Source organism: Variovorax sp. RCC_210 (assembly GCF_041355175.1).
Classification (GTDB): domain Bacteria; phylum Pseudomonadota; class Gammaproteobacteria; order Burkholderiales; family Burkholderiaceae_C; genus Variovorax.
The window spans coordinates 1-7,215 of record NZ_JBFUPJ010000031.1; the positions used below are offsets into that span (position 1 = coordinate 1).

Below are 7,215 nucleotides of genomic sequence, written 5' to 3' on the forward strand. Positions count from 1 at the left end.
TACATGGTCCCCAGCGTCATCATGGTCCTCGACGCACTCCCACTGAACGCGAACGGCAAGGTCGACCGCAAGGCGCTGCCTGCGCCGGAGTTCACCAGCGACAAGCCCTACGAAGCCCCCCAAGGCCACATCGCCGAAGCCGTGGCCGCCATCTGGTCTGAGGTCTTGCAGCTCGACAAGGTCGGCCTGCACGACAACTTCTTCGACCTCGGCGGCCATTCGCTGCTCGTGGTCCGGGTGCACCGCCTGCTCGAAGACAGGCTGCGCACGACCGTGCCGCTGGTGCAGCTCTTCAAGTACCCCACGGTCGGCGCGCTCACCCAGTGGCTGGCGCGCGGCACCGTCACCTCCGCCGCATCGAGTGCCGCATCGACCGCGGCCGGCGACGACCGCGCGCTGCGCCAGCGCGCCGCCTTGCTTCAACGCCGCAAAGCCGCGGAAAGAGTCAACTGATGCACACCCTCGACGAAGCTTCCGACACCCAAACCGCCGCCACCACCGGCATCGAGATCGCCATCGTCGGCATGGCCGGCCGTTTTCCCGGCGCCGACGGCGTGGACGCGCTGTGGCGCAACGTGCGCGACCGCGTGGAGTCCGTGGCCAGCTTCACCGACGCGCAACTGCGCGCGCAGGGCGTGTCGCAGGCGTTGCTCGACGACCCCGCCTATGTCAAGGCCGGCACCCAGTTCAAGGGCTTCGACCAGTTCGATGCCGGCTTCTTCGGCTATTCGCCACGCGAGGCCGAGTACCTCGATCCGCAGCAACGCATCTTCCTGGAGTGCGCGTGGGCCGCGCTGGAGCACGCGGGCTGCGACGCGCACCGCTGGCCGGGCAAGGTCGGCGTGTACGCGGGCGAGGGGCCCAACCTGTACCTCATGCGCCACCTGCTGCCCGCCTTCGGCCTGGGCGACGGGCGCGGCATTGCCGACCTGCTGGGCCTCATGAGCGGCAACTCCGGCGGTTCGCTGTGCACGCGCGTGGCCTACAAGCTGAACCTGCGCGGACCGGCCGTCACGGTGCAGACGGCTTGCTCCACCTCGCTCGCCGCGGTGCACACCGCCTGCCAGGCGCTGCTGGGCTACGACTGCGACATGGCGCTGGCCGGCGGCGTGTGGCTCAACCTGCTGCAAGACGGCGGCTACCTGTACCAGCAGGGCGCCATCCTCTCGCCCGACGGCCACTGCCGCGCCTTCGACGAGAAGGCCGCGGGCACCGTCATCGGCAGCGGCGCGGGCCTGGTGGTGCTCAAGCGCCTGGATGATGCGCTGCGCGATGGCGACACCATCCACGCCGTCATCAAGGGCTCGGCCGCCAACAACGACGGCGCCGACAAGGTCGGCTTCACCGCGCCCAGCGTCAACGGCCAGGCCGAAGTGATTCGCGCGGCCCAGCTGATCGCGGGCGTGGAGGCCGAGTCCATCGGCTACATCGAGGCGCACGGCACGGGCACGGTGCTGGGCGACCCCATCGAGCTGGCCGCGCTCACGCAGGCCTTCCAGGCCGGCACCGGGCGCACGGGCTACTGTGCCGTCGGTTCGGTGAAGACCAACATCGGCCACCTCGATGCGGCCGCCGGCGTCACCGGCCTCATCAAGACCGTGATGGCGTTGAAGCACCGCACGCTGCCGGCCAGCCTGCATTTCGAGCAGCCGAACCCGCAGATCGATTTCGCGGCGAGCCCTTTCTACGTGAATGCGACGACCCAGCCCTGGCCTGCGGGCGGCACGCCGCGCCGGGCCGGCGTCAGCTCCTTCGGCATCGGTGGCACCAACGTGCACGTGGTGCTCGAAGAAGCGCCCGCAGCGCTTCCCGCGCAGCAGGCGCCCGGCTGGCAGGTGCTGCCGCTGTCGGCGCAGAACGCCGCGGCGCTGCAGCAAGCCGGCCGCCAACTGGGCCAGCACCTAGAGGCATCGACCGAACAGCCGCTGGCCGACATCGCGCACACGCTGCAAAGCGGACGGCGCCCGATGCCGCTGCGCGCCGCCATCGTCGCCGACAGCCATGCGATGGCCGCGCAGGCGCTGTGCGCGCCCGAAGGCGGCTTCGAGCAGGTGCTGCGCGCGCCCGCCACCGCGCCCGAAGTCGCCTTCCTGTTCCCCGGCGGCGGCACGCAGCACGCGAACATGGGCGCCGCGCTGTACCACGACGACCCGGTGTTCCGCGGCGAGGTAGACCGTTGCTGCGCGTTGCTGAACGACACGGTGGGCATGGACCTGCGCCAGCTGATCTACCCCGCGGCCGGCGCCGAAGCCGCGGCCGACCAGAAGCTCTCGTGCATCGAATACACGCAGCCCGCGCTCTTCGTCGTCGAGTACGCGATGGCCCGCGCCTGGATGGCGCGCGGCGTGCAGCCCGCCATCATGCTGGGCCACAGCCTCGGCGAATACGTGGCCGCCTGCCTGGCCGGCGTGTTCAGCCTGGAAGACGCGCTGCGCATCGTCACCGCGCGCGGGCGCCTCATGCAGTCGATGCCCGCCGGTGCCATGACGGCCATCGCGCTGACCGAGGCCGAGCTCGCGCCGTTCCGTGCCGCCGGTTGCGACATCGCCGCCATCAATGGCGAGCAGCTGTGCGTGCTGGCGGGGCCGCTGCAGGCCATCGAAGCAGCCGAGCAGCAGCTGTTCGCGCGGGGCCTCATGCCGCGCCGGCTGCACGTGGCCATTGCGTCGCACTCGGCGCTGACGGAATCGATCGTCGCCGAGCTGCAGCAGGTGGTGGCCTCGGTGGCGCGCCATGCGCCGCGCATCGCGTTCATTTCCAACGTCACGGGCTTGCCGATCACGCCCGAGCAGGCGGTCGACCCGGTGTACTGGGGCCGTCACCTGCGCAGCACGGTGCGCTTCGCCGACGGGCTGTCTGCGCTGCTGGCCACGGCCGGGCGCGTGCTGCTCGAGGTCGGCCCCGGCGAAACGCTGGCCGGGCTCGCGCGCCAGCATCCCTTGGCCGCATCGGCCGCGGGCATCTGGGCGAGCCAGGCGCATCCGCAGCAGCAGGCGCGCAACGCACGGCAACTGGCCAGCGTGACCGGCGCGCTCTGGTGTGCCGGTGTGGACATCGACTGGGCGGCCTGCCGCGCGGGCCAGCCGCGCCGGCAGGTGCCGCTGCCGAGCTACCCGTTCCAGCGCCAGTCGTACTGGGTGGAGGCAGGCAGCTTCGAGCGCGCGGCGCCTTCCGCCAAAGACGCGGCTGGCAATGCCTTCTACGTGCCGACCTGGACGCGCACCGAGCCGCTGCGCGTGCAGCACAGCGCGCCGCCCGCAGGCACCTGCACGCTGGTTTTCGGCGAAACGCGCGGCCTCACGGAACGGCTGATTTCTCGGTTGCACCAGGGCGCCGACGCGCATCCCGTGGTGTGGGTGGCGCAGGGCCCGGCCTTCGTCGAGATCAGCCCGCGGCACTACGCCGTGCGCCCCGGCGAGCGTGCCGACCATGTGCAGGTGCTGCGCAAGGTGCAGGCCGAGCTGGGCCCCGTCGCCAGGGTCTTTCACCTGTGGGGCGTGGACGACGAACTGGCGCCGCCTTCGCAATCCGCCGACCTGCTGGAGCGTGGCTTCTTCAGCCTGCTGGCGCTGGCGCAGGCACTGGACAGCACAGCGGCCGCGGCTGGCAGCGAGCGCGCGCTGGCGCTGCAGGTCGTCACCAACCAGATGGAAGACGTCTCGGGGCTGGAACCCCTGTGCCCCGAGAAAGCCACGCTGTTCAGCCTGGCCAAGGTGATCGGGCAGGAGTACCCGCACATCGACTGCCGCGTCGTCGACGTGGTGCTGCCCGCGGCCGGCAGCGAGGCCGAGGCGTGGCTGGTAAAGCAGCTGTCGGCCGACCCGCCGCCGCGCGGCACCGAGCCCCTGGTGGCCTACCGCGGGCCGCACCGGTGGGTGAAGGCCTACGAGCCGCTGGCGCTGCCGCCGCAGGGCGCGGGGCCACACCAGCGCTTTCGCAAACAGGGCGTGTACCTGGTCACCGGTGGCCTCGGCGGCGTGGGCCTGTCGGTAGCGCGCCACCTGGCGCAGGCGTGGCAGGCCAGGCTGGTGCTGCTCGGTCGCACGCCGCTGCCCGAGCGCGGCATGTGGGACGCCTTGGCCGCATCGCCCGAGCAACCCGCCGCCTTGCGCCAGAAGCTGCTGCAGTTGATCGAGCTCGAAGCGCTGGGCGGCGAGGTGCTCGTGCTTTCCGCGGACGTGACCGATGCCGCGCAGATGCAGGCCGCCGCCGCGCAGGCGCGTGCGCGCTTCGGCGCCATCCATGGCGTGATCCACGCGGCGGGTCATGCCAGCAGCGGCATGATCGGCCCGCGCACGCGCGCCCTGGTCGATGCCGTGTTCGCGCCCAAGCTGCGCGGCACGCAAGCCTTGCTCGCGGCCGTGCGCGACGATGCACTCGATTTCGTGCTCTTGTGTTCGTCAATCTCCAGCATGGCTGGCGGCCTGGGCAAGAGCGACTACGCGGCGGCCAACGCCTACCTCGACGCACTGGCCGCGCAGGCGCGGCGCAGCGCCGGCCACCCCGTCATCTCGGTCAACTGGGACGCCTGGCGCGACCTGGGCATGGCCGCGGGCATGGTGCTGCCCGAGGGCGTGGGCATGGACGGCCCCGAGGGCGCGCTGGCGCTGGAGCGCATCGTCAACGGCCCTGCGCATGCGCAGGTGCTGATCTCGACCACCGACCTCGCGCAGCGCCTGGGCGAACTCGACAGCGGCATGCTGGCGCTGATCGAGAACGGCCCTCTGGCCCACGCCGCGCGCACGCCCCATGGCGGGCGTCGCAACCACCCGCGCCCGGCGCTCGACACGCCTTACGCCGCCCCCGAAGGCGAACTCGAAACCGGCCTGGCCGGCGTGTGGCAAGACATGCTGGGCATTGCCGCCGTCGGCGTGAACGACAACCTGTTCGAGCTGGGCGGCGACTCGCTGCTGGCCATCCAGATCCTGGCGCGCGTGCGCAAGGCCTACGAGATCGAACTGCATCCGGCCGCGTTCTTCAAGGCACCCACCATCGCCGACCTGGCCTTGCTGGTCGAGACGCGGCTGATCGAAGAAATAGAGAACGCGGAGAACGGCGGCCCCGCCGATCTTGCCGACCCCATCGACGCCGCACCGGCTCGCCTGTCCGCCACCGTCTGAAGACTCCCATGCCCGACACCCAGGATATTTCCGCCCGCCGCGCCAACCTCAGCGCGGAGCAACGCGCCCGCCTGCAACAGCGGCTGCGCGGCGCCAGCACCGGCGCGCGCCAGGCCGAGAGCGCCATCCCCCAGCGCCCCGCCAGCACCGACCGGAACCGCGCGCCGCTGTCTTTCGCGCAGCGCCGCCAATGGTTCCTGTGGAAGCTGGACCCGGCGCGCACGGCCTACCACCTGAGCGGTGGCCTGGTGCTGACCGGCCCGCTCGACACGGTTGCCTTGCATGCGAGCCTGCAGGCGCTGGTGGACCGCCACGAGTCGCTGCGCACCGTCTTCAGTGAAGAAGGTGATGAAAGCGACGGCGGTGCGCAGCAAATCATCCAGCAGGGCGTGACGGTCGCGCTGCCCTGCATCGACCTGGGAACGCTCGACGCCGCCGCCCGCGAGCAGGCGGTGCGCGCCGAGGTGCAGCGCATTCGCACCGAGCCCTTCGACCTCACGCGCGGCCCGCTGATGCGCGCCGTGCTGCTGAAGACCGGCGAGCAGGCGCACCAGTTGCTGGTGGTGATGCACCACATCGTGTCCGACGGATGGTCCGTGCAGCTCTCGCTCGACGAGCTTGCCGCGCAGTACGCCGCGCGCGTGCAGGGCCGGGCGCCGGCACTGGCCGCGCTGCCGGTGCAGTACGCCGACTACGCCGCGTGGCAGCACCAGTGGCTGGACGGCGGCGAGGGCGAACGCCAGCTCGCCTGGTGGCGCGACCACCTGGGCACCGAGCAGCCCGTGATCTCGCTGCACACCGACCGCCCGCGCAATGCCGACGGCCGCTACGGTTCGGCGCGCATCACCGTCGCCTTGCCCGCCGACACCGTCGCACGCTTGCGCCAGCGCGCCCAGGGGCAGGGTGCCACGCTGTTCATGGCCTTGCTCGCGGGTTTCAACGCGCTGCTGTTCCGCCACACCGGCCAGGCCGATGCGCGCGTGGGCGTGCCCATTGCCAACCGCAACCGCGCGGAAACGGCGGGCGTCGTCGGCTTCTTCGTCAACACGCAGGTGCTGCGGTCGCAGATGGGGCCGCGCACCACGCTGACCGAGTTGCTGGCGCAGACGCGCGACACCGCCATCGGCGCGCAGACCCACCAGGACCTGCCGTTCGAGCAGCTCGTCGGCGCGCTGCGCCCCGAGCGCAGCCTGAGCGCGAACCCGCTGTTCCAGGTGATGTTCAACCACGTGCGCCGCGACCACCGCTCGCTGGCCGATTGGCCGGGCGTGACCGTCGAGCGGCTGGACTTCGAGGAAGAAGACGCGCAGTTCGAGCTGACGCTGCAGACGCTGGAGTTCGAGGACGGGCAGGTGGAGGCGACCTTCCTGTATGCGGCGGAGCTGTTCGACCGGGAGACGGTCGAGCGGCTGGCCGGGCATTACCTGGCGGTGCTGGGGGCGCTGGCCGCAGCGCCTGAGATGGCTGTCGGGGATGTCGAGCTGATCGGGACTGAGGAGCGCGCGCAGCTTGCTGCGTGGAGCGAGAACACACGTCGTCACGAAGGTGCGCAGCCTGTGCATCGGCAGATCGAGGCGCATGCGCGGTTGAAGCCCTCTGCGCCGGCGCTGGTGTTCGGTGATGAAGCGTTGACGTATTCGCAGCTCAATGCACGTGCGAACCACCTGGCACATCGATTGATCGGCCTGGGCGTGGCCCCGGATGTTCTGGTCGGCATCTGCGTGGAACGCTCCACCGAAATGATGGTGGGCATCTTGGCCGTGCTGAAGGCAGGCGGCGCCTACGTGCCCCTGGATGCCGAGTACCCCGCAGATCGCCTTTTGTACATGGTCGAGGACAGCGGCATCTCGCTGCTGCTGACCCAACGCAGTCTGCGATCCCTGATTCCCGGCGTCGAAGCACTCCAGGTGCTGGAACTCGACACGCTCGATTCATCGTCCGAACCCAACTCCGACCCGCAGGTGGCCTTGCACGGCGAGCACCTCGCCTATGTCATCTACACCTCCGGCTCCACCGGTCGCCCCAAGGGCGCAGCCATCCGCCACCAAGCATTGTTCAGCTGCATGGCCTGGATGCAGGAGTTCTACAAGCTGGA

3 protein-coding genes are annotated in these 7,215 nt (G+C 70.8%); all 3 read left to right on the forward strand.

Going from position 1 to position 7,215, the window contains the following annotated elements; translation table 11 throughout:
• Window positions 1–453, forward strand: a 453-nt coding sequence (locus AB6807_RS39175) for a phosphopantetheine-binding protein (protein ID WP_371088785.1), incomplete at its 5' end; no start/stop codon positions are given.
• Complete coding sequence (locus AB6807_RS39180; protein WP_371088786.1) at window positions 453–5,120, forward strand: SDR family NAD(P)-dependent oxidoreductase; 4,668 nt, start codon at window positions 453–455, stop codon at window positions 5,118–5,120. The genes AB6807_RS39175 and AB6807_RS39180, both read left to right, overlap by 1 nt.
• A gap of 8 nt (window positions 5,121–5,128) precedes the next feature.
• Window positions 5,129–7,215 (forward strand): condensation domain-containing protein (locus AB6807_RS39185; protein ID WP_371088787.1); only part of this gene is annotated, 2,087 nt, incomplete at its 3' end.